This window comes from Nocardioides sp. Root122, from assembly GCF_001425025.1.
Classification (GTDB): domain Bacteria; phylum Actinomycetota; class Actinomycetes; order Propionibacteriales; family Nocardioidaceae; genus Nocardioides.
On record NZ_LMDE01000003.1, the window covers coordinates 116609 to 142386 of the forward strand.

General features: G+C 72.0%; 28 protein-coding genes. 3 read left to right on the top strand and 25 right to left on the bottom strand.

Translation table 11 applies throughout. The features are described from left to right. From ASC64_RS05350 to ASC64_RS05385, 8 genes are all read right to left on the bottom strand, one after another. Positions 1-453 (bottom strand): hypothetical protein, encoded by a 453-nt coding sequence (locus ASC64_RS05350; RefSeq protein WP_056906506.1) that lies wholly within the window; start codon positions 451-453, stop codon positions 1-3. Further along, positions 450-947 (bottom strand): RNA polymerase sigma factor, encoded by a 498-nt coding sequence (locus tag ASC64_RS05355; RefSeq protein WP_235563540.1) that lies wholly within the window; start codon positions 945-947, stop codon positions 450-452. Before ASC64_RS05355 ends, ASC64_RS05350 begins: the two co-directional genes overlap by 4 nt. A gap of 189 nt (positions 948-1136) precedes the next feature. Next, the gene (locus ASC64_RS05360) at positions 1137-1988 is read right to left on the bottom strand and encodes a GNAT family N-acetyltransferase (protein ID WP_056906508.1); all 852 of its coding nucleotides are present in this window, start codon (positions 1986-1988) and stop codon (positions 1137-1139) included. A 52-nt stretch (positions 1989-2040) separates the two neighbouring features. Further along, positions 2041-3192 carry a flavodoxin-dependent (E)-4-hydroxy-3-methylbut-2-enyl-diphosphate synthase gene (gene ispG / locus ASC64_RS05365; protein ID WP_056906578.1) on the bottom strand — a complete coding sequence of 384 codons (1152 nt, stop codon included), beginning with the start codon at positions 3190-3192 and terminating at the stop codon, positions 2041-2043. Between the two features lie 69 nt (positions 3193-3261). Further along, positions 3262-4608 (bottom strand): M50 family metallopeptidase, encoded by a 1347-nt coding sequence (locus tag ASC64_RS05370; protein WP_056906509.1) that lies wholly within the window; start codon positions 4606-4608, stop codon positions 3262-3264. 27 nt (positions 4609-4635) lie between these two features. Further along, positions 4636-5721 carry a 1-deoxy-D-xylulose-5-phosphate reductoisomerase gene (gene dxr / locus ASC64_RS05375; protein WP_056906510.1) on the bottom strand — a complete coding sequence of 362 codons (1086 nt, stop codon included), beginning with the start codon at positions 5719-5721 and terminating at the stop codon, positions 4636-4638. Between the two features lie 31 nt (positions 5722-5752). Then, positions 5753-6343 (bottom strand): AMP-binding protein, encoded by a 591-nt coding sequence (locus ASC64_RS05380; protein WP_056906511.1) that lies wholly within the window; start codon positions 6341-6343, stop codon positions 5753-5755. A 13-nt stretch (positions 6344-6356) separates the two neighbouring features. Further along, complete coding sequence (locus ASC64_RS05385) at positions 6357-7817, bottom strand: M1 family metallopeptidase (protein WP_056906512.1); 1461 nt, start codon at positions 7815-7817, stop codon at positions 6357-6359. Positions 7818-8011: 194 nt separating this feature from the next. Here ASC64_RS05385 and ASC64_RS05390 point away from each other — a divergent pair, with 194 nt between their 5' ends. After that, complete coding sequence (locus tag ASC64_RS05390) at positions 8012-8905, top strand: serine protein kinase RIO (protein ID WP_056906513.1); 894 nt, start codon at positions 8012-8014, stop codon at positions 8903-8905. Here ASC64_RS05390 and ASC64_RS05395 read toward each other — a convergent pair. Further along, positions 8902-9489, bottom strand: a complete 588-nt coding sequence (locus ASC64_RS05395) for a hypothetical protein (protein ID WP_056906514.1) — start codon at positions 9487-9489, stop codon at positions 8902-8904. The genes ASC64_RS05390 and ASC64_RS05395 overlap by 4 nt on opposite strands. Positions 9490-9552: 63 nt before the next feature. Here ASC64_RS05395 and ASC64_RS05400 point away from each other — a divergent pair, with 63 nt between their 5' ends. Continuing rightward, positions 9553-10659, top strand: coding sequence for an LOG family protein (locus ASC64_RS05400; protein WP_056906515.1), 1107 nt, complete (start codon positions 9553-9555; stop codon positions 10657-10659). Here the strand turns inward: ASC64_RS05400 and ASC64_RS05405 are convergent. The 10 genes from ASC64_RS05405 to rpsB all read right to left on the bottom strand — a co-directional run bounded on the left by ASC64_RS05405 (position 10637) and on the right by rpsB (position 19199). Further along, complete coding sequence (locus ASC64_RS05405) at positions 10637-11842, bottom strand: glycosyltransferase family 4 protein (protein WP_056906516.1); 1206 nt, start codon at positions 11840-11842, stop codon at positions 10637-10639. The two genes, ASC64_RS05400 and ASC64_RS05405, sit on opposite strands and share 23 nt — an antisense overlap. A gap of 114 nt (positions 11843-11956) precedes the next feature. After that, positions 11957-13090, bottom strand: a complete 1134-nt coding sequence (gene rlmN / locus ASC64_RS05410; protein ID WP_056906517.1) for a 23S rRNA (adenine(2503)-C(2))-methyltransferase RlmN — start codon at positions 13088-13090, stop codon at positions 11957-11959. 46 nt (positions 13091-13136) lie between these two features. Next, complete coding sequence (locus tag ASC64_RS05415) at positions 13137-13484, bottom strand: hypothetical protein (protein ID WP_056906518.1); 348 nt, start codon at positions 13482-13484, stop codon at positions 13137-13139. Between the two features lie 86 nt (positions 13485-13570). After that, the gene (locus ASC64_RS05420; protein WP_056906519.1) at positions 13571-14074 is read right to left on the bottom strand and encodes a histidine phosphatase family protein; all 504 of its coding nucleotides are present in this window, start codon (positions 14072-14074) and stop codon (positions 13571-13573) included. Beyond that, positions 14071-14847 carry an SDR family oxidoreductase gene (locus tag ASC64_RS05425; RefSeq protein WP_056906520.1) on the bottom strand — a complete coding sequence of 259 codons (777 nt, stop codon included), beginning with the start codon at positions 14845-14847 and terminating at the stop codon, positions 14071-14073. Before ASC64_RS05425 ends, ASC64_RS05420 begins: the two co-directional genes overlap by 4 nt. Continuing rightward, a complete protein-coding gene (locus tag ASC64_RS05430) occupies positions 14847-15737 on the bottom strand; it encodes a phosphatidate cytidylyltransferase (RefSeq protein ID WP_056906521.1) in 891 nt (296 codons plus the stop codon). Before ASC64_RS05430 ends, ASC64_RS05425 begins: the two co-directional genes overlap by 1 nt. An 11-nt stretch (positions 15738-15748) precedes the next feature. Beyond that, on the bottom strand, positions 15749-16303 hold the full coding sequence (frr, locus tag ASC64_RS05435) for a ribosome recycling factor (RefSeq protein WP_200937478.1): 555 nt from the start codon (positions 16301-16303) through the stop codon (positions 15749-15751). Positions 16304-16366: 63 nt separating this feature from the next. Continuing rightward, the gene (gene pyrH, locus ASC64_RS05440) at positions 16367-17083 is read right to left on the bottom strand and encodes a UMP kinase (protein WP_200937472.1); all 717 of its coding nucleotides are present in this window, start codon (positions 17081-17083) and stop codon (positions 16367-16369) included. 166 nt (positions 17084-17249) lie between these two features. Next, positions 17250-18062, bottom strand: a complete 813-nt coding sequence (gene tsf, locus ASC64_RS05445) for a translation elongation factor Ts (protein WP_056906524.1) — start codon at positions 18060-18062, stop codon at positions 17250-17252. A 105-nt stretch (positions 18063-18167) separates the two neighbouring features. Continuing rightward, entirely contained in the window at positions 18168-19199 is a 1032-nt protein-coding gene (gene rpsB, locus ASC64_RS05450) for a 30S ribosomal protein S2 (protein ID WP_056906525.1), read from the bottom strand. Between the two features lie 453 nt (positions 19200-19652). Here rpsB and ASC64_RS05455 point away from each other — a divergent pair, with 453 nt between their 5' ends. After that, positions 19653-20228, top strand: coding sequence for a M23 family metallopeptidase (locus ASC64_RS05455; RefSeq protein ID WP_056906526.1), 576 nt, complete (start codon positions 19653-19655; stop codon positions 20226-20228). A 104-nt stretch (positions 20229-20332) separates the two neighbouring features. Here the strand turns inward: ASC64_RS05455 and ASC64_RS05460 are convergent, their stop codons facing one another. From ASC64_RS05460 to ASC64_RS05485, 6 genes are all read right to left on the bottom strand, one after another. After that, a complete protein-coding gene (locus tag ASC64_RS05460; RefSeq protein ID WP_056906579.1) occupies positions 20333-21232 on the bottom strand; it encodes a tyrosine recombinase XerC in 900 nt (299 codons plus the stop codon). Between the two features lie 121 nt (positions 21233-21353). Then, the gene (dprA, locus tag ASC64_RS05465; protein WP_156385035.1) at positions 21354-22451 is read right to left on the bottom strand and encodes a DNA-processing protein DprA; all 1098 of its coding nucleotides are present in this window, start codon (positions 22449-22451) and stop codon (positions 21354-21356) included. Positions 22452-22558: 107 nt separating this feature from the next. Then, the gene (locus ASC64_RS05470) at positions 22559-24157 is read right to left on the bottom strand and encodes a YifB family Mg chelatase-like AAA ATPase (protein ID WP_056906528.1); all 1599 of its coding nucleotides are present in this window, start codon (positions 24155-24157) and stop codon (positions 22559-22561) included. Then, positions 24157-24558, bottom strand: coding sequence for a YraN family protein (locus tag ASC64_RS05475; RefSeq protein ID WP_082550230.1), 402 nt, complete (start codon positions 24556-24558; stop codon positions 24157-24159). Before ASC64_RS05475 ends, ASC64_RS05470 begins: the two co-directional genes overlap by 1 nt. A gap of 139 nt (positions 24559-24697) precedes the next feature. After that, on the bottom strand, positions 24698-25006 hold the full coding sequence (locus ASC64_RS05480; protein WP_056906529.1) for a DUF2469 domain-containing protein: 309 nt from the start codon (positions 25004-25006) through the stop codon (positions 24698-24700). Further along, positions 25003-25749, bottom strand: coding sequence for a ribonuclease HII (locus ASC64_RS05485; protein WP_056906581.1), 747 nt, complete (start codon positions 25747-25749; stop codon positions 25003-25005). The genes ASC64_RS05480 and ASC64_RS05485 overlap by 4 nt, the downstream gene beginning before the upstream one ends. Positions 25750-25778 lie beyond the last annotated feature (29 nt).

Sequence of the window (25778 nt, forward strand, 5' to 3'; positions counted from 1 at the left end):
TCAGACCTCGATCCAGCGGCTGCTGGCGCTCCCGGTGCCGTTGCTGACGGTGAAGCGGATCTCGCCACTCACCTCGGCGGTGATCGCGAAGAAGCCGACCTCGTCGAGGCCGGACGTCACGCTCTCACCGTCGCGGGCCTCCACCGCGACCTCGACGGACCCCATGTCCCCGTCGAAGTCCAGCAGCTGACCCCGCACCTGGTCGCCGTCGATCTCGGCGTCGAGGGACCAGCCCTCGGCGGCGGTGAAGTAGAGGATGCGGGCCGAGGCGAGGCCGCGCACCTGCGCGGCTGGCTCGTCGGCGGAGTCGCGGACCAGGACGAGGAGCTCCCACTCGCTGTCGAGGTCGGCGGCGGCGACGGTCGCGATCATGCCGGCCGCCAGTCCCGGAGGAGGCGGGTCGGCCAGGAGCCACATCTCGCGCAGGTCGTCGAGCAGGCTGTCGTCCTTCATCGTCCCCCTCCTTCGTTCGTCAGTGCGGTCCTCACCTTGGCCAGGCAGCGGGCCCGGGTGGGTCCGATGCTGCCCACGGGCATGTCGAGCTCCTGGCTCAGCGACTGGTAGTCGGGTCGTTCCATGAAGGCGATGACACGCAGCAGCTTGCGGCACCTCTCGTCCACGCTGGCGACGGCCCGCCACAACCGGGCGGCGTCGTCGTCGAGCACGGCGAGGGCCTCCGCCGACTCCTCGTCGGGGAGCACTGCGGCGAGCTTCTCGTCCTCCACCGGGGAGGCACGGCGTGCCTTCCTGGCGTGTTCGGCGGCGCCGCGCCTGGCTGAGGTGATCAGCCAGGCCGCGACGGCCCTGGGGTCCTGGATGGTGTGGTGCAGACGCACGAAGCCGAGCCACGTCGTCGCGACGACGTCCTCCGCCGACTGACGGTCGTGCCCGTAGGCCCTCACCACGTGCCAGAGCACCGGCGTCATCGCGGTGACCAGATCATCCACGGCTGCGGCGTCCCCTGCCCGCCACGCCGTGAACGCCCCACTGGCTGTTTCCCACGGTGACTGTTCGAGCTCCCCCTCAGCTCTTCGGTGATCCGACATGGTGACCATTGTCCCCATGTCCTCTCAGGTAGGAGCGAGCGCCATGCTGATACGTCCGGCGCGAAATCTTTTTCGCGCTTTCGCGCAGCGTCAGAACATCAACGTCGCGAAGGTGGCGGTCTGCTCGAAGCCCACCCGGGCGTACGTCGCGCGGGCCGGCGCGTTCCACTCGTTGACGTAGAGCGAGACCACGGGCGCCATCCCCGAGCCGATCACGTGGGAGACCACGGCTGCCATCCCGGCGGCGGCGAGGCCCCGACCCCTGCGGTCCGGTCGGACCCACACGCCCTGCACCTGGGCGGCGTACGGCGTCAGGCAGGCGACCTCGGCCTTGAACACCACGCCCGCTTCGTCGAAGCTCGCCATCGACCAGCCCCGCCCGATGAGCTGCTGGACCCGCGCGCGGTAGAGGTCGCCGCCGCCCGCGTCGCTCTCGGGCGAGACGCCGACCTCCTCGGTGTACATCGCCACGCAGGCCGGGTAGAGCCGCTCGAGGTCCTGCTGGGTGGTGACGCGTACGTCGGGGTCGCCGGGCACATCGGGGATCCGGTCCGTCTGCAGGTGCGGCTGCCGCGCGCGGAACTCCCGCGGTCGCTGCCACGATGGCTCGATGGCCTCCCACAGCGATGCGACGACGTCGTGGGGCCCGACGATGGTGCCGACGGTGCTGCGGCGGCGCAGCGCGACGTCGGCGAAGGCGGCCACGTCGCCGGGCGTGCACTGCACGGGCACGAGGTTGGCGCCGAGGTGGCAGCCGGCGACGAGCTCCTCGCCCACGAAGCGGCCCCACACCTGTCCTCCGAGCCAGCGCTCGTCGAGGTTGGTGAGGCGTGCCCGGTAGTCGGCGAAGACGTTGACGACGGGGTCCTGCTCGGCGAGCGCGATGAACCGGTCCCGGTCGGCCGGGCCCAGCACGCGCACCTGCTCGCGAGTCCTCAGCACGAGGGGAGCCTACCCACGTCGGCGCCGGGGCCGCGGCGCGTCGGACAGGACGTCAGGAGACCGAGACGGTCGCCTCCGAGCCCTCGACGGCCTCCATACCTTCCGCGATCCGCATGGCCTCCTCGATGAGGGTCTCCACGATCTGCGACTCCGGGACGGTCTTGACGACCTCGCCCTTGACGAAGATCTGGCCCTTGCCGTTGCCGGAGGCGACACCGAGGTCGGCCTCGCGGGCCTCGCCGGGGCCGTTGACGACACAGCCCATGACGGCGACGCGCAGCGGCACCTCGAGCCCGTCGAGGCCGGCGGTGACCTCCTCGGCGAGCTTGTAGACGTCGACCTGGGCGCGGCCGCAGGACGGGCACGAGACGATCTCGAGGCGGCGCGGGCGCAGGTTGAGCGACTCGAGGATCTGCAGGCCGACCTTGACCTCCTCGACCGGCGGCGCGGAGAGCGAGACGCGGATGGTGTCGCCGATGCCCTTCGACAGGAGCGCACCGAAGGCGACCGAGGACTTGATCGTGCCCTGGAAGGCGGGGCCGGCCTCGGTGACGCCGAGGTGCAGCGGCCAGTCGCCGGCTTCCGCGAGGAGCTCGTAGGCGCGGACCATCACGACCGGGTCGTTGTGCTTGACAGAGATCTTGAAGTCGTGGAAGTCGTGCTCCTCGAAGAGGCTCGCCTCCCACACGGCGGACTCGACGAGCGCCTCGGGCGTGGCCTTGCCGTACTTGTCCATGATCCGCTTGTCGAGCGACCCGGCGTTGACGCCGATCCGGATCGAGGTGCCGCGGTCCTTGGCGGCCTTGGCGATCTCCTTGACCTGGTCGTCGAACTTGCGGATGTTGCCGGGGTTGACCCGGACGGCCGCGCAGCCGGCGTCGATGGCGGCGAAGACGTACTTCGGCTGGAAGTGGATGTCGGCGATGACCGGGATCTGCGAGTGCTGCGCGATCTCGGGCAGCGCGTCGGCGTCGTCCTGGCTCGGGCACGCGACGCGGACGATGTCGCAGCCGGTGGCGGTGAGCTCGGCGATCTGCTGGAGCGTGGCGTTGACGTCGGAGGTCAGGGTGGTGGTCATCGACTGGACCGAGATCGGGGAGTCGCTGCCGACCCCGACCGAGCCGACCTTGATCTGGCGGGTCGTGCGGCGGGGCGCCAGGACGGGGGGCGGGAGCGCGGGCATGCCCAGGCCGACAGAAGTCATGGCCACAGTCTAGGAGGCCGGACCCCGCCGACCCGAGTCGACGGACGTGAGCCCGGCCTCAGCTGGTCCTCAGCTGATGTGCAGCGGCACGACGAGGTCGGCCACGATCAGCACGACACCCATCACCAGCATCGCCAGCCCCACGACGTAGGCCACCGGGAGCAGCTTGGCGACGTCGACGTGACCGGGGTCCGGGCGGCCGCGCAGGCGGGCGATGCCGCGCTTGAGGCCCTCGTAGAGCGCGCCGGCGATGTGGCCGCCGTCGAGCGGGAGCAGCGGCACGAAGTTGAACATGCCGATGAAGAAGTTGAAGCTCGCGATCAGGAAGAGCAACGTGACGAGCTTGTCGGCGAGCGGGAAGTCGGGAGAGGACGCGGCCTCGCCCGCGAAGCGCCCGCCGCCGACGATGGACACCGGGCTCTCGGGGTCGCGCTCCTGGAGGCCGACGATCGCGCGGCCGACCTCGTAGACCTTGAGCGGCAGCTGGCCGAGCGCCTTGACCGTCTCGACGGTCATCGTCCCCATCTGGGTCACGGTGTAGATCGGGCCGCCGGTCGCGAGGTGGGTCTCCGGCTGCACGCCGAGGAAGCCGACCTCGGTGAGGGTCTGGTCCTCGAGCGAGGTCTGTCGCAGCGTGACCGTGGTGTTGGTCTCCAGCGTCAGCAGCTCGCCGTCGCGCCGCACCTCGATGACGGCGTCGCCGTCGGCGTTGCCCCGGATGAGGGTCTGGAAGGACTCCCAGTCCCGGAACGGCGTGCCGTTGAAGCTGACGATCTCGTCGCCCGGCTGGATCCCGGCCTTCAGCGCCGGGGTCTCGGGGTCGGTCGCCTTGCAGGCGGTGCGCTCCTCGGCGACCGGGATCACGCACTCGGGCACCGCGGCGACCGTCGGCTCGACGACCTCGTCGCGCGGGTTGCCGTAGGTGGCGAACAGGATCACGAACAGGGAGAACGCGATGGCGATGTTGACCATCGGGCCACCGGCCATCACGATCACCTTCTTCCACCACGCAAGGCGGTAGAAGAGCCGGTCGGTGTCGTGCTGCTTGACGTACTCCCACTCGGCGGCGCGAGCGTCCGAGATCAGCTGCGTGAACATGCCCGTGTTGGAGCGGCGGACCCGGTGGACCGGCTCGCCGTCCTCGTCGTAGGTCGTCTCCTCGACGAGGTCCTCGGCGCCCGGGGGCAGCATGCCGACGATCTTGACGTAGCCGCCGAGCGGGATCGCCTTGATGCCGTACTCGGTGTCGCCGATCTGCCTGCTCCAGACCGTGGGGCCGAAGCCGATGAACCACTGCGGCACCTTGGCCCCGAACTTCTTGGCCGGGATGAGGTGGCCGAACTCGTGGAGGCCGATCGACGCCAGGATCGCCACGACGAACGTGACGACGCCCAGGGTGTAGAGCAGGGCGGTCATGCAGGGGGATCCTTCTCGGGTGGGGCGTCAGATGAGGGCCGACGCCTCCGCGCGCGCCCAGGCGTCGGCTGCGAGGACGTCGTCCACGGTGAAGTGCTCCCTCGATGGTACGTCGTGGAGGTCCAGGACCCGGGAGATCGTGGTCACGATGTCGGGGAATCCCAGCCGGCCGTCGTGGAAGGCGTCGACCGCGACCTCGTTGGCCGCGTTGTAGACCGCCGGGGCCGTGCCGCCCCGCTCCCCCGCGGCCCGGGCGAGGGTGACGGCGGGGAAGACCTCGTCGTCCAGCGGCTCGAAGCGCCAGTCGGCGGCCCTGGTCCAGTCGATCGGGGTCTCGGCATCGGGCACCCGGTCCGGCCAGCCCATGCCCAGCGCGATCGGCACCAGCATGGTCGGCAGGCCGAGCTGGGCGACGACGGCGCCGTCGACGAACTCCACCATCGAGTGGATCAGCTGCTGGGGGTGCACGACGACGTCGATGCGGTCGAAGGGGATGTCGAAGAGCAGGTGCGCCTCGATCACCTCGAGGCCCTTGTTGACCAGGGTCGCGGAGTTCGTGGTGATGACGCGGCCCATCGCGAAGTTCGGGTGGGCCAGGGCCTGCTCGGGGGTGACGCCGGCCAGCTCCACCGCGCTCCGCCCGCGGAACGGGCCGCCCGACGCGGTCAGCACGAGCCGGCGTACCTCACCGGCGGAGCCGGCGCGCAGGCTCTGCGCGATGGCGCTGTGCTCGGAGTCGACCGGCACGATCTGACCCGGCTGCGCGCGCTCCTTGACCAGCGGCCCGCCGATGATCAGCGACTCCTTGTTGGCCAGCGCGAGCGTGTTGCCGGCGTCGAGGGCGGCCAGGGTGGGCCGGAGCCCGACCGCGCCGGTGATGCCGTTGAGCACGACGTCGCAGTCGAGGCCCGCCGCCTCGGTCGAGGCCTCCTCGCCCAGCCCCGAGTACGCCGGCGCGAGCTCGGCGACCTGCGCCTCGAAGAGCTCGGGGTTCGAGCCGCCGGCGGTGAGGGCGACCACCCGGAACCGGTCGGGGTTGGCGCGGACGAGGTCGAGGGCCTGGGTGCCGATGGAGCCGGTCGAGCCGAGGATGACGATGTCGCGCGCAGTCACGGCGCCAGTGTGTCAGGTGCCGGGTCGGGCCCTACGGCGTGTCGAACGACCACAACCGCACGCCACCGACCTCGACCACGCTCGCGCCCTCGGGCACCGGGAGCTTCTGGTCGTCCGACGCGCCGAGGGCGGCCAGCACCGGCAGCTCGTCGTCGCGGTGGCGGGACAGGATCGCGTCACCCGGCACGTCGGCGGTCGGCGCCGGGTCGGTGCGCCCGGCACGCATCGCGACGTCCCACGGGAGGTCCTCACCGTCGGCGGTGAACACGACCGCGCCGTCGACGCCGCGGACCTGCACGGGGCCGTCCGCGCCGGCCGAGTCGTCGTACGCCGCCACGGCACCGATGCGGGCCACCGCGAGCACCGCGATGACACCCGCCTCGGCCGGGAGCGACCCGAGGACCACGCGGTCCCCCACGCCGACCCCGAACGCCCGGAGCACGCCCGCGCACGCCGCCACCTCGGTCAGCAACCAGGCGTAGGAGCGCGCGGTGCCCCCGACCGCGACCGCGTGGTCGTCGGCCCGCCCACGGATCACCTGGATGTCGAGGGCGTTGTAGCAGGCGTTGAGGGTGCCCGGGTCGTCGCCGCTCGGCGCCCGGAACCAGGTGATGTCAGACATCAGGGCCGCACCATCAGGCCAGGCCGTTGTCCGCCGTCGCGGCGGGCTTGGACGGTGTCCGCAGCCAGGCGGTGAAGAACGCGCCGAGGTCCTGGCCGCTGACGCGGGCCGCGACCTCCTCGAACTCCTCGCTCGCGCCGTTGCCGCCGCGCTGCTCGTCGATCCAGGTGCGCAGGACCTGCCAGAACACCGCGTCGCCGACCCGGTTGCGCAGGGCCTGCAGCGTCATGGCACCACGTCCGTAGACCGCACCGTCGAACACCTTGTCGGCGCCGGGGTCGGCCACGGTCACCTTCCAGAACTCCGACTGCGCCGCCATGGAGTCGTAGTAGGACGTCAGCGTGGCCTTGGCCGTGCGCTTGCCGTGCGTCTCGTTCCAGCGCCACTCCATGAAGCTCGCGAAGCCCTCGTTGAGCCAGATGTCGCGCCACTGCTGCACAGCGATGTCATCGCCGAACCACTGGTGGGCGAGCTCGTGGACGACGAGGCTGGTGTAGGTGCCGCCGACCGCGGGATAGGTGGGGCGGGTCTGGTTCTCCAGCGCGAAGCCCGGGTCGAGGGAGGTCGTCAGTCCGCCGACGACGGAGAACGGGTAGTCCCCGAGGTCCTTCTCGAGACCCGCGATCACGTCGGGCGTCCGCTTCATCAGCCGCATGCTCGCCTCGCGGTCGTTGCCGCCGAGCCGCTGGGACACCGCAACCAGCCAGGGCAGGCCGCGGTGCTTGCCCCGGGCGATGTCGAAGTCGCCCGCGGCGAAGAACGCGAGGTAGGGCGCCATGGGCTCGTCGGCACGCCAGTGCCACGTGGTGGCGCTCGTGCCGACCTTGCGTCCGCGCAGCTTGCCGTTGGAGATCACCTCGCGCCCGTTGGGCACCGTCACCCGGACGTCGACGACGGCCTTGTCGAGGGGGTGGTCGTTGGCGGGGAACCACCACGGCGCCATGTGCGGCTCGTTCATGGTGACGACCTCGTGGGAGTCGGCGAGCCAGTTGCGCTCGCCGGCGTAGGCGTGCTTCCCGGGCTTGTCGGCGTACGTCACCACGACGGTGTGCCTGCTGCCCGCGGCGAGCGGTGCGGACGGCGTGATCCGCAGCTCGTGGTCGCCGTCGGACTTCGTGAACCCCGCCCTGGCGCCGTCGACGGTGACCTTGTCGACGTCGAGCAGGAAGTCGAGGGAGAAGCTGGTCAGGTCGGTCGTGGCGGTCAGCACGACCGCGGTGCGCCCTGCGAGGCGCTTGGAGTCGAAGTCGTAGCGGTTGGCGATCTCGTAGCGGGCCACGTCGATCCCGCCGTTGCCGTCGAGCGGCCAGTAGACGTCTCCGATGCCGGCGGCGCCGTCGCCAGCGGCCACAGCCACCTCGGCAGTCGCCGTTCCGGTCGCCGGTCCCATCGCCGTGGCGCTGGTCAGCGCGACGGCCAGGGACGCGCAGACGGCGGCGGAGAGGAGGGGGTGGGAGACGGCACGCGTGGTCACCGTCCGAACCTAGCGCGTCCGGGCCGGCTTATTCCGTTGCGGCCGGCACGTGCCGTGCCCGACGATGGTCGCGGCGTTCCGCCCGACCACGTGCTGCCCGCACCGTGGTGCCCCGTCCGAAAGGAGCCGTGACATGTCCATCGCTGTCCTCGGCCTGCCCGCCGACCACCTTTCGCACACACGGAGCACCGACCTTGACGCACACCTTCCCGGAGGACTTCCTCCGGCCTGACGACCGTTCACCCCTCGACGGGATCGACGAGTCGTTCGTCTTCACCTACGACACCTACGCCGACGAGCTCGGCGCGGGTCAACGATGGTCCCGCTGGGAGGACCTCGAGGCCCTCATGCGGGGGCCCGAGCCGCGGCCTGACTGGGTCGTCACGTCCAGTGGCGCCGTCGACACCGAGCTCGGCGTCCTCAAGACCGGCAAGGAGGCCGACGTCTTCCTCGTCGAGCGCGAGGACCCGCACCGGCCCGAGACCGCCGTCGTGATGGCCGCCAAGCGCTACCGCGACACCGACCACCGCACCTTCCACCGGGCGGCCGCCTACACCGAGGGCCGCTCGATGAAGCGCTCGCGCGACGAGCGTGCCCTCAAGCGGAAGTCGACCTGGGGTCGCCAGGTCGCCGCCGGCGAGTGGGCGGTCTCGGAGTGGAACGCGCTGCGCCGCTGCTTCGAGCTCGGCCTGCCGGTCCCCTACCCGGTCCAGATCGACGAGACCGAGATCATGATGGAGTGGATCACGGTGTCCGTCGACGGGGAGACCGAGACCGCGCCGCGCGTGGCCCAGGTCCGGCCCGAACGGGCCGTCGTCGAGGGCTTCTACGAGCAGCTCCGCGACGCGCTGACCACGCTCGTCCAGGCCGGCCTGGTGCACGGCGACCTGTCGCCCTACAACACCCTCGCGGCCGGTGAGCGGCTGGTGATCATCGACCTGCCGCAGATGGTCGACCTGGTGGGCAACCCGCAGGGGATGGACTTCCTCCTGCGCGACTGCGCCAACATGTGCGCCTGGTTCCGCTCGCGCGGGCTGGAGGTCGACGAGCAGGAGCTGTTCGGTGACCTGATGGCCCACGCGTTCTAGGCGGGCGGCACGTCCAGCACCATCACGCAGTTGCCCTGCCCCTTGGGACGGACGTAGGTGAAGCCGATCCGCTCGTACATCGTCCGCGTGGCGTTGTAGAGGAACGAGGAGGACGTCTTCTTCTCCGGCGGGAGGTCGTGCGGGTAGGACTCCACACGGCCCCCGCCGGCGTCGGCGATCAGTGCGAGCGCGCCCTTGACGGCGACCTCGGCCAACCCGCTGCGGCGGTGCCCCTTCTCCACGAACAGGCAGGTGATCCGGTGGTCCGGCGGCTGCACGGTCTCGGCCTCCCACTGCTTGCGGTGGTGGATGTTCGGCAGCTCCGCCACGGTGCCGTACTCCGCCCAGGCGACCGCGTGTCCGTCCTCGAGCACCAGGGCGGCGTGTGCCACCCCGTCCTCCACCAGCTTCTGCTTGAACGCCTGGTTGCCCATCGCCTCCCGCTCCGGCGGGTCGGGGTGGCAGTGGAAGTGGACGCACCAGCAGCTTCCGAAGAGACCCTTGTGCCCGGCCAGCTCCTCGAAGAGGTGCCACGTCTCCGGGGTGAGCGGCACGACCTCGTGGCCGTCGATGATGTGGCTCATGCCCGCAGCCTAGGAACGGTTGCGGACGTTCGGCGACCTCTTCGGGCCCTCTAGGTTGGCCGTGTGAAGCACTCCCGCGGACGCGTCCTCGACATCACCACGCTGGCCGACCTCGATCGCAGGCTCGCGGCGGGCGCCCGTTCTCTCGCGGGCTGGCGGGTCCTCGGGCTCGACCTGTCCGCGCGCGGTCCGGCGTTGCTCGAGCGCTCCCTGGCGGGATCGCTGTTCCTGGGCTGCGAGTTCGACGACGGTGACGACGATGCCGTGCGCCGCGCCGGCGGCGTCGTGCTGCACGAGATCCCGGGCATCCCGGTCGACCCCTACCGCTCGACGCTCTACTCGCCTCGCGACCTCTACGACACCCCGGGCTACGCCGACAGCCTCGACGCGCGGGCGTACGCCTGGTCGCGCCGCGGCACCGACCACGAGGACGCCCTCGCCCAGGCGCTGCACGACCACCACGTCGACGAGGCGCTGGAGGCGTGGGTCTCGGGCCGCGCGATCGTCGGAGTGATGGGCGGGCACGCCCTCGAGCGGGGCACCGAGGCGTACGCCGACGCGGCCCGGCTCGGCCACGCCCTGGGCGCCCGCGTCACCGTCGCGACGGGCGGCGGGCCCGGCGCGATGGAGGCGGCCAACCTCGGCGCCTTCGTCCCCGACGACCTGGATGCTGCGCTGGCGATGGTCGCGCAGGTGCCGTCATTCCGCCCCGACGTCGGCGCCTGGGCGAGCGCCGGGTTCGAGGTCGTCGACAGCGTCCGCGCGGGCCGCGAGTCGCTCGGCATCCCGACCTGGCACTACGGGCACGAGCCGCCCAACGTCTTCGCCACCGCGATCGCCAAATTCTTCCGCAACGCGCCCCGCGAGGCGGTGCTGCTCGAGGTGTGCGACGCGGGCATCGTCTTCCTGCCCGGTGCCGGCGGCACCGTGCAGGAGGTCTTCCAGGACGCCTGCGAGAACTACTACGCCGACGAGACCGCGGTCGCGCCGATGGTGCTCGTGGGCCGGACGTACTGGACCGAGGAGCTGCCGGCCTGGCCGCTGCTCGAAGCACTGGCCCGCGAGCGCCCGATGGAGCCCCACGTGCACCTCGTCGACAGCATCGACGAGGCCGTGGACGTGGTGCTCGAGGTCGAGAGGGAGGTGGTCAGCCGGCGCGCCGCCGACTGACTGCCGGCGCGCTCACGTCGAGGTAGTGACCGACCAGGACGTCGTTGACGGCCTGCCAGGTCCGGGTCCGCACGCTGGGCCGGGCGGCGTACGCCATCCGGCGTCGCAGCACCGGTTGCGTGGCCAGCCGCTCCACGTGGGACACCAGCTCGGCGCCGTCGCCGGGCTCGTAGAGGTAGCCGGCGACCGTGTCGTCCACGACGTCGATCGGGCCGCCGGCACGGGGCGCGACCACGGGAACGCCGCTGGCCAGCGCCTCCTGGGCCGACTGGCAGTAGGTCTCGTGGCGGCCGGTGTGCACGAAGACGTCCAGGGTCGCGTAGGCACGCGCGAGCTCCTCGCCGTGCAGCACGCCCAGGAACGCCGCGTCCGGCAGCAGGGCCCTGAGCCGCGCCTCCTCCGGTCCCCCACCCACCAGCACCACGCGCACGCCGGGCAGCCGGTGGACGTGGACCAGGAGCTCGAGCTCCTTCTCCGGCGCGAGGCGGCCGACGTACCCGACGAGGAGCTCGCCGCGGGGGGCGAGCATCGCGTGGAGGGTCTCGTCGCGCTTCGCGGGGTCGAAGAGGACCTGGTCCACTCCCCTGGGCCAGCGGGCGACGTCGGTGATCCCGAGACGGCCGAGCTGGTCGATGCTCGCGCTCGACGGCGCCAGCGTCCGGTCCACGCCGAGGTGGATCCGGCGGGTCAGCGACTCCATGGCGCGCGCCCCGCCCGGCACGCCGTAGCGGTCGGCGAATCCGACGAGGTCGGTCTGGTAGATCGCGACCGTCGGGATGCCGAGCGACCGGGCCGCCCGCGCGGCCTGGTAGCCGAGGGTGGCGGGTGAGGCGATGTGGACCACGTCGGGGCGGAAGCGCTCCATCGTGGCGCGCAGCCGGCGCCGGGTCTCCAGGCCGATGCGGAACTCGGAGTAGAACGGCAGGCTCGCACCGCGGGCGAGCGTGACCGGGAAGCCGGCGTACGACGCCGGCCCGGTCGGTGCGACGAGCTCGGCCTGGTGCCCCTCGGCGGCCAGGTGCTCGAGCACGCGCCGCACGGAGTTGGTCACCCCGTTGACCTGGGGCAGGAACGACTCGCTGACGACCAGCACGCGCAGGCCGCGCGCGGAGGGGACGACGGGGAGGGTGACGACTGTTGCCGGAACGGTGCGGCTGCGACGCCGCCTCTCGAGCAGGTCCATGCCCCGGACGCTAGGAAGCGCTCCGCAACGCACGCCCCGCCCCGGGGGGACGTCACGTGAACGCTCCTCGACGCTCGGGTGCGCGGGTGCCTCGCACCCGGGCTGCGCGCTGGGCTACTCCTTGGCGGCGAGCTGGCCGCAGGCGCCGTCGATCTCGCGGCCGCGGGTGTCGCGCACGGTGGTGGGGATGCCCTTGGCCTCGAGCCGCCGGACGAACTCGCGCTCGTCGGCGGGGTCGGAGGCGGTCCACTTCGAGCCCTCGACCGGGTTCAGCGGGATCAGGTTGACGTGGACCCAGCCCCAGTCGCCGTAGGAGTTGAGCACGTCGCCGAGCAGGTCGGCGCGGTGCGCCTGGTCGTTGATGCCGCGCATCATGGCGTACTCGATCGAGACGCGGCGCTTGGTCTTCGCCGCGTAGTTCCACGCGGCCTCGACGGTCTCGGCGACCGAGAAGCGGGTGTTGATCGGCACCAGCTCGTTGCGCAGCTCGTCGTCCGGCGCGTGCAGGCTCAGGGCCAGGGTCACCGGGATGCCCTCGTCGGCGAGCTGGTTGATCCGCGGGACGAGGCCGACGGTGGAGACGGTGATGCCGCGCGCGCTCATCCCGAGGCCGGCCGGCGACGGGTCGGTGAGGCGGCGTACGGCGCCCAGGACGGCCTTGTAGTTGGCCAGGGGCTCACCCATCCCCATGAAGACCACGTTGGAGACGCGGCCCGGTCCCCCGGGGACCTCGCCACGGGCGAGCGAGCGGGCGCCTGCGACGACCTGCTCGACGATCTCGGCGGTCGACATGTTGCGCTGGAGGCCTCCCATGCCGGTCGCGCAGAACGGGCAGGCCATGCCGCAGCCGGCTTGGCTCGAGACGCACATCGTGGCGCGGTCGGGGTAGCGCATCAGCACCGACTCGACCAACGCGCCGTCGAAGAGCTTCCACAGCGTCTTGCGGGTGGTGCCCTTGTCGGCCTCCATGGTCCGCAGCGGGGTCATCAGGTCGGGCAGCAGCGCGGAGACCAGCTCGTCGCGCTGGCCGGCAGGCAGGTCGGTCATCTCCGTCGGGTCGTCAACCAGGCGGGAGAAGTAGTGGGTGGAGAGCTGCTTGGCACGGAAGCCGGGCAGCCCCATCTCCTCGAGCAGCGCCTTGCGGCCGGGCTCGTCGAGGTCGGCGAGGTGGCGCGGCGGCTTCTTGCGCCCGCGCGGCTCGTTGAAGACGAGGGGCAGGGTCTTGATGGGCTCAACGGTCTCGGACATCGCTGACGATTGTCCCACCCCCGCGGTCGCAGGGCGATTCAGCGGATCAGGCGTCGACCATGAAGTAGAGCACCAGCGACGCCACCCCGAGGACGACCATCGCGGTGACGATCATCCCGACGAACATGAACTGGGCGAAGCGCCGGGTCTTGCGCTTGACCAGCAGCGCGATCGGGAGCACCAGGGCGAGCAGGACGAACGGGAAGAGCTTCTCGGCCGTCTCGTAGCTGAAGAGCAGCCGCAGGATGCCCACGAAGGCGCCGGGCACGGCGGTGACGTAGAGCATGCCGGCGAAGAAGCCGGTGATCCCCGCGAACGTCGGGTGGCTGTGGTGCCACCACCCGAGCGACTCGCCGCTCCGGTCCTCGACCTCGTCGACCTGTCCCGTCTCCACGTTCCCAGCCTAGGCGGTCGGACCGACGACCTGGCGGTGGGCACGCTGTCGCCGGCATTTCCGCCCACGGTACACGGGGATCGCGGTCAGTCGACGGTGATGAGGTCGGGCATCCCGAGCGCGGCCCACCTCGCGAGGTCGGGCGGCTGACCGGTCAGGTCGGCCACCACCAGGGTCCAGGCGGTGCCGTGCCCCACCAGCACGACGTCCTCCCCGGCGTGCACCTCCCGCACCCGCCGCACCGCGGCGACCACCCGCTCCCGGCAGTCCCGGAGCGGCTCCCAGCCCTCCACGGCAGGCAGGTCCGGACGCTCGAAGGCGCGCCGCACCGCTCCCGCGAAGTCCTCGGCCCACTCCCCCGAGCGCTGGTGCTCGCGCAGGTCGTCGACGACACCGACGTCGCCGTCGGTCAGCAGCTGCGCGGTCTGCACGGCCTTGGGCTCCGGCGAGGTGAACCACGTCGCCCGCGCGGGCAGGCGGGAGCGCAGCGCCCACACGTCGTCGTACGTCGCCGGGTCGAGGTCCCAGGTGGCGGCCGGGGCGCCGACCACGACCAGCGGGCGCCCGTGCCGCACGAGGTGGAGGGTCATGGGGCGAGGAACTCCCGCGCCCCGCGGAGACGGGTGGTGAGCAGACGCGCCGCCCGCGAGGAGTCCAGGCGTACGTCGACCGGGCCGGGCAACGAGGCGCGACTGGTGCCACGCAGCACGTCGGGCTCCAGGCCGTCGCGGCGCGCGATGAGGCGGCCGAGCTCGAGCCGGCTCACCGCGTCGGCGCCGGCGACGTGCAGCACGCCCTGGTGCGTGCCGGTGGCGAGCTCGACCAGCGCCGCGGCGAGGTCGCCGACATGCACCGGGCACCGCCCCTCGTCGTCGAACAGCGCACCCTCCGCCCCCGCGGCGAGGGCGTGCACGAGGCGTTCGTGCTGGGAGGACCCGTCACCGAGGATGAGCGAGGTGCGCGCCACGACCACGTCGTCGCAGACCGAGAGCGCGGTCGTCTCCGCAGCCGCCTTGGCCGCGCCGTAGGCGGTGATCGGGTCGGGCCGAGCGGTCTCGTCGTAGTGGATGTCGGCGCCGGAGAAGACGACGTCGCTGGACACCAGCACCAGTCGGGCGCCGTGCGCGCGCGCCGCGATCGCCACGTGTGCCGTACCGGTGGCGGTGACGTCCCAGTCGGACTGGACGTAGGCCGTGTGGACGACGGCGTCGGGCCGGTGCGCCGTCAGCAGCGCCTCGACGGCGACCCGGTCGCGGACGTCGCAGTCGGCCGAGCCGACCGCGACCACGTCGTGCCCGGTGGCCGCCGCCACCACGTGCCGGCCGAGGTAGCCGGTGCGGCCACCCGTGACGAGCAGCCGCATCAGAAGACGAGGTAGTAGAGGACCAGCCAGATCGGCGCGACCGTGGCGAGGAGCGAGTCGAGCCGGTCCATCAGGCCGCCGTGGCCGGGGATGACCTGGCTCATGTCCTTGATGCCGAGGTCGCGCTTGATGACCGACTCGCACAGGTCACCCAGGGTGGCCATGACGGCCGTGATGACGCCGAGGACGGCACCCACCCACCAGTCGCCGCCGAGGAAGGAGGTGACCAGCCACACCCCGACCGCCGTGGTGGCGACCACGGACCCGGCGAAGCCCTCCCACGACTTCTTGGGCGAGATCACCGGCGCCATCGGGTGCTTGCCGAAGAGCACGCCCGCGATGTAGCCACCGGTGTCGGAGGCAACCGTGATGGCGATGAACGTGATGACGCCCCGTACGCCGTGGTCGTCGAGGTCGAGGCCGAACGCCGGGGTGGTGCCACCCTCGCCCAGCAGGAGGGCGACGAATGAGGCGAGGAACGGGACGTAGACGAGCGTGAAGACCGACGCGGTGGCGTTCTTGACGTAGCCGGCCACCCCGCGGCGCAGCAGCCACAGCATGATCACGAGTGCGGTGACGGCGGTGGCGGTGACCAGCGCCGGTGCGCCCCAGAAGTAGGCGACGACGACCATGACGACGCCGCCCAGCATCAGCGGCTGCTCCGGGATGTCGATGTCCTTGGCCGACAGCCCGCGGTGCAGCTCCCACACCGCGACCGCGACAGCGACGGCGACGATCCCCATGAACGCGGTCTTCCAGAAGAACAGCGACAGCAGGATCGCCGCGACGAGGACCACGGCCGAAGTGATCGCCGCAGGGAGGTCACGGCCGGCGCGGCCGTGGTCCTTCGGCACCGGCTGGGGAGCCGCCGAACTGTCAGGGGTCGTCATGGAAGGGGCGCTCAGACCTCGAGCAGCTCGGCTTCCTTGTGCTTGAGCAGCTCGTCGATCTTGTCGGTGTGGGTCTTGGTGACCGCGTCGAGGCGCTTCTCGGCACCGGTGACGTCGTCCTTGCCGACCTCACCGTCCTTCTCGAGCTTCTCGAGGGCCTGCTTGGCCGCACGGCGCACGTTGCGCACCGAGACCCGGCCGTCCTCGGCCTTGGCCTTGGCGAGCTTGATGTACTCCTTGCGACGCTCCTCGGTCAGCTCGGGGAACACGCAGCGCAGCACCTTGCCGTCGTTGGCCGGGTTCACGCCGAGGTCGGAGTCGCGGATGGCCCGCTCGATGTTGCCCATCGCGCCGATGTCGAACGGCTGGATGAGGATGGTGCGCGCGTCCTGCGAGGTGAAGCTCGCCAGCTGCTGCAGCGGGGTCTGGGTGCCGTAGTAGTCGGCCGTGATCTTGGCGAACATGGCCGGGTTGGCACGGCCTGCCCGGATCGTGGCGAAGTCCTCGCGGGTCGCCTCGACGGACTTGCTCATCTTGGCGTCGGCATCGTTCATGACGTCGTTGATCACGGTTGCTCTCTCTCGTCGTACGTCGGGGTGTGGTGGTCGCCGGGCGATCGGACGGGCCGATCAGGCCGAGCTGCTCACCAGCGTGCCAATCCTCTCACCCCGCACGGCGCGGCCGATCGTGCCCGGGGTCGAGAGGTTGAAGAAGACCATGTCCATGCGGTTGTCGCGCGCCATCGCGATGCCGGTGGCGTCGGCCACCTTGAGGTCGCGGGCGAGGTACTCGTCGTAGGTGAGGTGGTCGAACTTCACCGCGTCGGGGTTGGTCTTGGGGTCGGAGTCGTAGACCCCGTCCACACCCTGCTTGCCCATCAGGATGACCTCACAGCGGGTCTCCAGCGCGCGCTGGGCCGCGACGGTGTCGGTGGAGAAGAACGGCATGCCGGCGCCGGCGCCGAAGATCACGACGCGGCCCTTCTCCATGTGCCGGATCGCGCGGCGCGGGATGTAGGGCTCGGCGACCTGGCCCATGGTGATCGCGGTCTGCACGCGCGTCTCGACCCCGTGCTTCTCGATGAGGTCCTGGAGCGCCAGGCAGTTCATCACCGTGCCGAGCATGCCCATGTAGTCGGCGCGGGCGCGCTCCATGCCGCGCTGCTGCAGCTCGGCGCCGCGGAAGAAGTTGCCGCCACCGACCACGATGGCGATCTGCACGCCCGACTTCGCGACCTCGGCGACCTCGCCGGCCAGCCCGTTGATGACGTCGAGGTCCAGCCCGACCTCACCCCCACCGAACACTTCACCCGAGAGCTTGAGCAGGACACGGTTGTAGGCCGTCACTGGGATCCCTTCACACGGCTTGGTGGGTCCCGAGAAACCTACCGGAACGAGCCGGTCGCGACGAACCCGCCGAGACGCTCGCGGACCGGCGGACGTCCGGACAAGCGGACGGGGCCCGTACGCCAGTGCGTACGGGCCCCGTCCGGGTGCTCGGGTGGAGCGTGGCTCAGGCGCCGACCTCGAAGCGGGCGAACCGCTTCACGGTGGTGCCGGCCGCGTCCAGGACGGCCTTGACCGACTTCTTGGACTCGGTGACCGACTCCTGCTCGAGCAGGACGATCTCCTTGTAGAAGCCGCCGAGGCGACCCTCGACGATCTTCGCGATCGCCTGCTCGGGCTTGCCCTCCTCGCGCGTCTTCTGCTCCGCGATGGAGCGCTCGGACTCGACCAGGTCGGCCGGGACCTCCTCGCGGGTGAGGTACTGCGCCTTCATCGCGGCGATCTGCATCGCTGCGGCACGGGCAGCGGCCTCGTCACCCTCGAACTCGACGAGCACGCCCACGGCGGGCGGCAGGTCGGCGGCACGCTTGTGCATGTAGGTGACGGTGGTGCCCTCGAAGTAGGCGACATCGCCCAGCTCGATCTTCTCGCCGATGGTGATGGCGAGGTCCTCGACGACCTCGCCGACGGTCTTGCCATCGAGCTCGGCGGCCTTGAGGGCGGCGGTGTCGGCGGCCTTGACGGAGTTGGCGACCTCGGCGATCTGCTGCGCCTTGGCGATGAAGTCCTCGTTCTTGGCGACGAAGTCGGTCTCGCTCTTCAGCTCGACCAGCGCGTTGCCGGCGGTGGCGACGAGGCCAGCGGCGGTCTCGCGCTCGGCGCCGCGGGCGGCGGCCTTGGCGGCACCCTTGACGCGGAGCAGCTCGACGGCCTTGTCGAAGTCGCCGTCCGTCTCGGTCAGCGCCTTCTTGCAGTCCATCATCCCGGCCTGGGTGAGCTCACGGAGCTTCTTGACGTCGGCGGCGGTGAAGTTGGCCATGGTCCTTCTTCCTTGACTCAGGGGGCTGGCTCGGCTGAGCCAGGGTGGGGGTGGACGTGACGCGTGCGCCGGTCGCCCGCCGTGGCGGGCGACCGGCGTAGGCGATCAGTCCTGCTTCTGCTCGGCCTCGGCCGGGGCGTCCGCGTCGGCGGCCGGGGCGTCGGCCTCAGCAGCGGGGGCCTCGGCAGCGGGGGCCTCGGCGGGCGCGTCCGCCTCGGCGGCGGGGGCCTCCGCGGCGGGGGCGTCGGTCGCAGCGTCGGCGGCGGCCTCGGCCTGCGGCGCCTCGGACGCGGCACCGGTGGCCTCGGAGGCCGGGGTCTCGGCGGCGGCGTCGCCGGTGGCGGCAGCGGCAGCCTTGTCGGCGTCACCCTGCAGGAGCTCACGCTCCCACTCGGCCAGGGGCTCCTCGGCGCCCACGGCCTCGCCAGCATCGCCGGCCTTGGCACCCGAGCGGGCGATGAGGCCCTCGGCGACGGCGTCGGCGACCACGCGGGTCAGCAGGCCGACGGCGCGGATGGCGTCGTCGTTGCCCGGGATCGGGAAGTCGACGACGTCGGGGTCGCAGTTGGAGTCGAGGATGCCGATGATCGGGATCCGCAGCTTGCGGGCCTCCTCGACGGCGAGGTGCTCCTTGTTGGTGTCGACGATCCACACGGCCGACGGGACCTTGGTCATGTCGCGGATGCCGCCGAGGGTCTTGTCGAGCTTGGTGCGCTCGCGGCGCATCTGGAGCAGCTCCTTCTTCGTGCGGTTGGAGCCCGCGACGTCGTCGAAGTCGATCTCGTCGAGCTCCTTGAGGCGGTTGATCCGCTGGTGCACCGTCTGGAAGTTGGTGAGCATGCCGCCCAGCCAGCGCTGGTTGACGTAGGGCATGCCGACGCGGGTCGCCTGCTCGGCGATCGCCTCCTGGGCCTGCTTCTTCGTGCCGACGAACATGATGACGCCGCCCTTGGCGACGGTCTCCTTGACGAAGGCGTAGGAGCGGTCGATGTAGGCGAGCGACTGCTGCAGGTCGATGATGTAGATGCCGTTGCGCTCGGTCATGATGAAGCGCTTCATCTTGGGGTTCCAACGACGGGTCTGGTGACCGAAGTGGACGCCGCTCTCGAGCAGCTGGCGCATGGTGACGACTGCCATGGGTTCTCCTGTTGTCGCGGAGGCGCTCACCGCTGTGCCCGACCTTGAACCAGGCCGTGCCGGGAGCGTGACTCCTGTTGTTCTCAGTTGTTGCGCCCGACGGGTGCCGGGAGCCCTGACGCCCACACGCCGGTCCGATCCGCACCCAACTCCGATGGACCTGGAGCTGGTGGGAACTGAGGGCCGACGCCCACGGGTGGTGCGGAACCGAGGAGCATTCCGCCGCGGTCTGCGAGCGTGCGAAGTCAGTCCGTGAGGACTGCTCCGCACATCGTAGGCCAGCGATCCCCCCGGCGCGAATCGCTGCGCACGCTCCGGATGGGCGTGGATCGGGCGGGTCACAGGTGCTGGTCGCGGGCCGGGAACCGTCCCCAGCGCCTCCGGCCGGGCGACGGTCCACAGGGGGCTCCCGGCCCGGTCGTACGACGACGCGGTCCCGCGCAGCATCGAGGGATGAGAGCCGTCCTCGGAGTCGTCGTCCTCGTGCTGCTGGTCGGGCTGCCCGGGCCCGCGCACGGAGCCCGGGTGGAGCCCGTCGGGGCGTGGCCACTGGACCCCGAGCCGGAGGTCGTTCGGGGGTTCGAGCCACCGCCCGGCCCGTGGGCGGCGGGGCATCGCGGCGTGGACATGGCGGGGCGCCCCGGACAGGCGGTGCGCGCGGCCCTGCCCGGCACGGTCGGCTTCGTCGGCTCGATCGGCGGCAAGCCGGTGGTCACGGTGCTGCACGGCGGTCGGCGCACGACGTACGAGCCGGTCGTGGCGTCGGTCGTCCGCGGGCGGACGGTGGCGGCAGGCGACGTGCTCGGGCGGCTCACCGCGACCGACAGCCACTGCTTCCCCGCGGCCTGCCTGCACTGGGGGCTCATCCGCGGCACCGGCGACGGCCAGGAGTACCTCGACCCGCTCACCCTCGTCGGGTCGGGTCCGGTGCGGCTGCTGCCGCTGTGGCGCGACGAGCCGGCGACCCGACGGGTGCCGTGGACTCCCCCACTGGAGCGCTGGCGCCGCCCGGTGGACTGGCTCGCCTGAGCCCGCCTTCCCAACCCGCCGCCCGGCCGGTGCGGGTCGGTCCGTCATACGAACCCGAGCCCATCCGTTCGGCTCGGGATGACGGATCTTGCGGGAGCGGGGGCTCAGGCGCGCGGGTGTGCCTGCTGGTAGGCGCGACGCAGCCGGTCGGTGGTGACGTGGGTGTAGAGCTGGGTCGTCGCGAGGGACGCGTGGCCGAGCAGCTCCTGGACCGAGCGCAGGTCGGCGCCGCCCTCGAGGAGGTGGGTGGCCGCGGTGTGCCGCAGGCCGTGCGGGCCGATGTCGGGAGCTCCGGGCACGTCGGCGATCCGACGGTGCACCAGCTCGCGGACCGCTCGCTGGTCGATCCGCCTGCCGCGCACACCGAGGAACAGGGCCGGACCGGAGCCCTCCACGCGCAGCGCGGGTCGGCCGACGGAGAGCCAGCGGTCGAGCGCACGGGCAGCGGGGGTGCCGTAGGGCACCGAGCGCTCCTTGCGCCCCTTGCCCAGGACCCGCACCACGCGGCGCTCGTCGTCGACGTCGTCGATGTCGAGGCCGACGAGCTCACCCACCCGGACCGCGGTCGCGTAGAGGAGCTCCAGCATCGCCACGTCGCGGACCCCGACCGGGGTGCCGTCGTCGGCGAGCTCGGCGGCGGAGCGGATCAGCGCCTCGGCCTCGTCGGCGCGCAGGACGGGGGGAAGGGTCTTGTGCTTCTTCGGTGACCCGAGTGCGGCGCCCGGGTCGGTGGGCAGCCGGCCGGTGCGGTGCAGCCAGGCGGTGAAGACCCGGGCCGCGGTGGCTCGGCGGGCGATCGTCGTCCGGCTGCGGCCGGTGGTCTGGAGCCGGGCCAGCCAGCTGCGCAGCGCGCGCAGGTCGAGCTCGGCCACGTCGTCGAGACCGAGGCGCAGGCAGTGGTCGAGCAGGCTGGACACGTCGCCGAGGTAGGCGCGGACGGTGTGCGGCGTCAGGTCGCGCTCGGAGACGAGGTGGCGCTCGTAGTCGCCGAGCAGGCGCACCATCGTCTCGGGCAGTCCGGGCTCGTCGGCTGCACCCTCCCCGGCCTGTCGAGCGGCGCGACCGTCCGTCTCGCCGGTCACCTCCACCTCGCTCACGTCTCGAGCCTAGGCGTGCGGGGCGCCCTCATGCGTCAGGCGCGAGCCGCCAGCCGCTGTCGGTGAGCCGGACGAAGCCCTTGGACTCGAGGCGGCGCAGGGCACCCTCGGTGGTGCGGATGTGGAGACCGCACAACCGCGAGATCGAGTCGACCTCGGCGGGCTCGCTCACCGGCACCCACTCCGCCACCCGCCGCTCGATGGGAGTGAGCCTGTCGCGGGCGCGCTCCTCGCCGCGCGGTGCGTCGACCAGGTGCTCCCCCGCCGAGCCGAGGAGCTCCAAGACCTCGGCCCCGCGGGTGACGACGGTGCCGCGCCCTTCACGGAGGAAGTTGTTGACGCCCTGGGAGGTGTAGCTGGTGACCGGCCCCGGCACGCACATCACGTGCCGGTTCATCTGCTCGGCCCAGCCGGCCGTGTTGAGCGCCCCGCTGCGCAGCGCCGCCTCGACGACGACGGTGCCGGTCGTGACGGCGGCGATGAGCCGGTTGCGGGCCAGGAACCGCGGACGCGTCGGAGCCGACCCGGGCGGCTGCTCGGAGACCACGGCGAACTCGGCGGCGAGGTGCTGCAGGAGGCGCCTGTTGGCGGCGGGATAGACGCGGTCGACCCCGCAGGCCAGGATCGCCGCCGTAGCGCCGCCGGAGACCAGCGTGGCGTCGTGGGCCTCGAAGTCGATCCCCAGGGCGCCGCCGGACACCACGGGCACCCCCGCCAGTGCCAGGTGGTCGCAGATGGCTCGCGTCATCTCGACGCCGTAGACCGAGGCGGCCCGCGAGCCGACCACGGCCACCGACGTCGCGATCTCGGTGAGTGGCATCGGCCCCCTGACCCACAGGCCGGGCGGAGTGCCGCCGAAGCTCTCCTCGGCGAGGACGTGGTCGAGCTGGTCGAGGCCTGGTGGCCACTCGGGGTCGCCCGGGACCACGAACCGGATGCCGCACCTGTCGGCCTGGTCGAGCTGGCGAAGCGGGTCGACCCCGGCCAGTCGCTCGGCCAGTCGCTCGGCGACTCCCGTGTCGCTCGTCGACGTGAGGGACTGCTCGAGGGCGCGCACGGCACCCATCTGCCGCACGAGCGAGGAGGTCGCGCCGTCGCCGGGCTCCACCCCGCAGCTCAGCGTCACCCGGGCCAGGCGGTCGGCCTCGGGGACCGGCTTGACCGGCGCCGGAACAGCGCGGCGAGGAACCGACGATGGCGTCTCCGTGGGCTCCGCACGAAGCTGCGCGGGGTTCACGACGCCACCCGGACGGCGCGCGCAGGAAGGCTCCGTGCGGGATCGTCCGACCGCAGCGCCAGCGCGATCTCCGCCTCCCGCTCGCCCGGGCGGCCCACGCCTGCGCAGTCCGCGACGCTCCACGCGAGCCGCTGGACGCGGGTGAGGCCGCGTCGGGTGAGCCGTCCCGCGGACAGCTCCTGGTCGATGAGGCGCTGCCCCTCGGGCTCGAGCGGCCAGTGCTCGGTCAGCGCGGGCCCGGGGCACGAAGCGTTGAGCTGCCACGAACGGTCGCGGAAGCGGCGGGCCTGGCGCTGGCGCGCCTCGGTGACCCGGGCACGCACGTCCGCCGACGACTCCGGGGCCGCGCCCCACGACCCTGCCCTCCGGCCCTGGGGACGCACCTCCATCCAGATGTCGACGCGGTCGAGGATCGGCCCGGTGAGCTTGCGGCGGTAGTGGGTGCGCTGCACCTCGGTGCAGTCGCAGGACCCGCCGGAGAGGCCGTGGAAGTTGCCGCACGGGCACGGGTTGGCCGCGAGCACGACCAGCGACCGCGCCGGATAGGTGGCCGCCTCCTCGCCCCGCGCGATCGTCACCTCTCCCGACTCGAGCGGCTGGCGCATCGCCTCGATCACGTCGGCGCGGAAGTGCGGGAACTCGTCGAGGAACAGGACCCCGTGGTGCGCCAGGCTCACCTGGCCCGGCCGGACCCGCCCGGTGCCGCCGCCCAGCACGCTGGCCGCCGTCGCCGAGTGGTGCGGCGCGAACCAGGGCGGGCGGCGCAGCAGGCCGCTCCCCTCCGGCAGGGTGCCGGCGACGGAGTGGAGCGCCGTCACCTCCAACGCCTGCTCGGTGGTGAGGTCGGGAAGGATGCTGGGGATCCGCTCGGCGATCGAGGTCTTCCCCGTGCCGCGCGGGCCGATCAGCATCATCGGATGGCCACCCGCCGCCGCGACCTCGACGGCGTAGCGGACGTCCTCGAGGCCGTCGAGGTCGAGCAGGTCGAGGTCGGCCAGCCGGTCGTCGCCGCGCCACGTCGCGAGAGGACTGGCCGACGGGCCGACCACCGGATCCGCCTCGGGGACCTCAGCGTCGCGCAGCACCGCCGACACCTGCGCGAGCGAACGCACCCCGAACACGGTCATCCCGGGCACCAGCGCCGCCTCGGCCGCCTGCGGCTCCGGCACGAAGACCCGGGTGATGCCGTGGGAGGCGGCCGCGATCACCATGGGCAGCACCCCCGGCACGGGCCGCAGCGCGCCCGAGACGGAGAGCTCCCCGATGAACGCCCAGCCGTCGAGCTGCTCGGGGCTCAGCTCCTCGTGCTTCTTGTCGGCTGCCATCACTGCGATCGCGATGGCGAGGTCGTAGTGGGTGCCGCTCTTGGGGAGGTCCGCGGGTGCGAGCAGGATCGTGACCCTCTTGGTGGCCGGCCAGCGTCCGCAGTCGTTGTTGATCGCCATCCGCACCCGGTCGCGCGCCTCGGACAGGCTCTTGTCGACGCGACCCACGATCGTGGTGTTGACCAGGCCCGGGGAGACGTCGACCTGCACGTCGATCACATGTCCGTCGGCCCCCTTCAGGGCGAGCGAACGGGCCGTTGCGAAGGCCATCAGCCGATCCCCTCGACGTGCTCGACCTCGACCGGACGTCCGGGCGGCACCAGGACACCCACCATGTCGATCCGGACGTCGTCTGGGTGGCAGTCGTGGACGCGCAGCCACCGCGCCCCCAGCCGCCTGAGGCGGTCGGCCTTGCGCTGGTCGATCGCCTCGAGGGGGTCGCCGTAGTCGGTCGAGGTGCGCGTCTTCACCTCGCAGATCACCAGGACGGTGCCGTCGAGCAGCACCAGGTCGATCTCGCCCGCGTCGCACCGCCAGTTGCGGTCGAGCAGGACCATGCCCAGCCCGGCGAGGTGACGCGCCGCGATGGTCTCGCCGCGCTCGCCGAGGAGCCTGTTGTGCTCGGCAAGAGGATCGGGCGCGAAGGGTGAGGCGGCAGCAGGTCGGGCCATCGGGGTGCCTTCCGGGGTGGGCCAGTTCGGAGGAACCAGCACACCGCGACGTACCGACGGTGCCGGCGGGTGCGGCCGGACACCTGTGGAGGAGGCGCCTGCGGGTGGGGCTGTGGACGGTTGGTGGCCCCGGAGGAGGTCAGTCCTTGGGCGGGTCGATCTCCTGGGGTGCGAGCTCCTCGACGTTGACGTCCTTGAAGGTCAGCACCTTGACGTTCTTCGCGAAGCGGGCGGGGCGGTACATGTCCCAGACCCACGCGTCGCTCATCGAGACCTCGAAGAACACGTCGCCGCTCTCCGAGCGGGCCTTCACGTCGACCTGGTTGCAGAGGTAGAAGCGACGGTCGGTCTCCACGACGTACTTGAAGATGCCCACCACGTCGCGGTACTCGCGATAGAGGGTGAGCTCCATCTCGGTCTCGTACTTCTCGAGATCCTCGGCGCTCATCGATCCTCCTCCGTCGGGACGGGCCCGGGCTCCGGCGCGGCGGTCCGCCACCGCCCCAGCCCGTCCGGACCGACACTAGTCGCCGGATCCACGTCGGGTCCGGGGATCGGCTCGAGTCCGGCGGCGCGCCGGACGTTGACGAAGCGCATCCGGTGCACCGGCGACGGCCCGTGCTCCATGAGCGCGGCGTCGTGCTCGGACGTGCAGTAGCCCTTGTGCGTCTTGAAGTCGTACGACGGCCACTCCCCGTCGAGGTCGACCATCAGCCGGTCGCGGGTGACCTTGGCGATCACCGAGGCAGCGGCGATGCACGCGGCGACCCGGTCGCCCTTCCACACCGCCAGCCCAGGCACGCCCAGACCGTCGACCGGGAAGCCGTCGGTGAGGACGTAGGAGGGCCGGGTCCCCAGGCGGGCCACCGCCCGGCGCAGCGCCTCGACGTTGGCCACGTGCATGCCCAGGCGGTCGCACTCCTCGGAGTCGATGACCACGACCGACCACGCCAGCGCCCGGCGCACGAGCTGGGCGTAGACCCGCTCGCGGGCGGCCTCGGTCAGCAGCTTGGAGTCGGCGAGGCCGGGCACGATCCCGGCCTTGCCCGGCGGCAGCACGACGGCGCCGGCGACGAGCGGGCCGGCGCAGGCGCCGCGGCCGGCCTCGTCGACGCCGGCGATCGGCTCGAGGCCGGCTCGCCGCAGGGCGCGCTCGTAGCCGTAGATGCCGGCGTCACGCCGCACGGTCATGGATCCCGACGACGGCGCCGGGACGGGGA

Coding starts and splice junctions, on each gene's coding strand:
- rpsB (WP_056906525.1), bottom strand. CDS start 19,199: ATGGCAGTCGTCACCATGCGCCAGCTGCTCGAGAGCGGCGTCCACTTC.
- ASC64_RS05470 (WP_056906528.1), bottom strand. CDS start 24,157: ATGGCCTTCGCAACGGCCCGTTCGCTCGCCCTGAAGGGGGCCGACGGA.
- ASC64_RS05460 (WP_056906579.1), bottom strand. CDS start 21,232: ATGGTGCGCCTGCTCGGCGACTACGAGCGCCACCTCGTCTCCGAGCGC.
- ASC64_RS05350 (WP_056906506.1), bottom strand. CDS start 453: ATGAAGGACGACAGCCTGCTCGACGACCTGCGCGAGATGTGGCTCCTG.
- ASC64_RS05420 (WP_056906519.1), bottom strand. CDS start 14,074: ATGACCCTCCACCTCGTGCGGCACGGGCGCCCGCTGGTCGTGGTCGGC.
- ASC64_RS05430 (WP_056906521.1), bottom strand. CDS start 15,737: ATGACGACCCCTGACAGTTCGGCGGCTCCCCAGCCGGTGCCGAAGGAC.
- ASC64_RS05480 (WP_056906529.1), bottom strand. CDS start 25,006: ATGAGCGCCGAGGATCTCGAGAAGTACGAGACCGAGATGGAGCTCACC.
- ispG (WP_056906578.1), bottom strand. CDS start 3,192: ATGACTTCTGTCGGCCTGGGCATGCCCGCGCTCCCGCCCCCCGTCCTG.
- ASC64_RS05380 (WP_056906511.1), bottom strand. CDS start 6,343: ATGTCTGACATCACCTGGTTCCGGGCGCCGAGCGGCGACGACCCGGGC.
- ASC64_RS05455 (WP_056906526.1), top strand. CDS start 19,653: ATGAGAGCCGTCCTCGGAGTCGTCGTCCTCGTGCTGCTGGTCGGGCTG.
- ASC64_RS05405 (WP_056906516.1), bottom strand. CDS start 11,842: ATGGACCTGCTCGAGAGGCGGCGTCGCAGCCGCACCGTTCCGGCAACA.
- ASC64_RS05395 (WP_056906514.1), bottom strand. CDS start 9,489: ATGAGCCACATCATCGACGGCCACGAGGTCGTGCCGCTCACCCCGGAG.
- ASC64_RS05475 (WP_082550230.1), bottom strand. CDS start 24,558: ATGGCCCGACCTGCTGCCGCCTCACCCTTCGCGCCCGATCCTCTTGCC.
- tsf (WP_056906524.1), bottom strand. CDS start 18,062: ATGGCCAACTTCACCGCCGCCGACGTCAAGAAGCTCCGTGAGCTCACC.
- ASC64_RS05425 (WP_056906520.1), bottom strand. CDS start 14,847: ATGCGGCTGCTCGTCACGGGTGGCCGCACCGGCTACCTCGGCCGGCAC.
- ASC64_RS05370 (WP_056906509.1), bottom strand. CDS start 4,608: ATGACCGCCCTGCTCTACACCCTGGGCGTCGTCACGTTCGTCGTGGCG.
- ASC64_RS05485 (WP_056906581.1), bottom strand. CDS start 25,749: ATGACCGTGCGGCGTGACGCCGGCATCTACGGCTACGAGCGCGCCCTG.
- rlmN (WP_056906517.1), bottom strand. CDS start 13,090: ATGTCCGAGACCGTTGAGCCCATCAAGACCCTGCCCCTCGTCTTCAAC.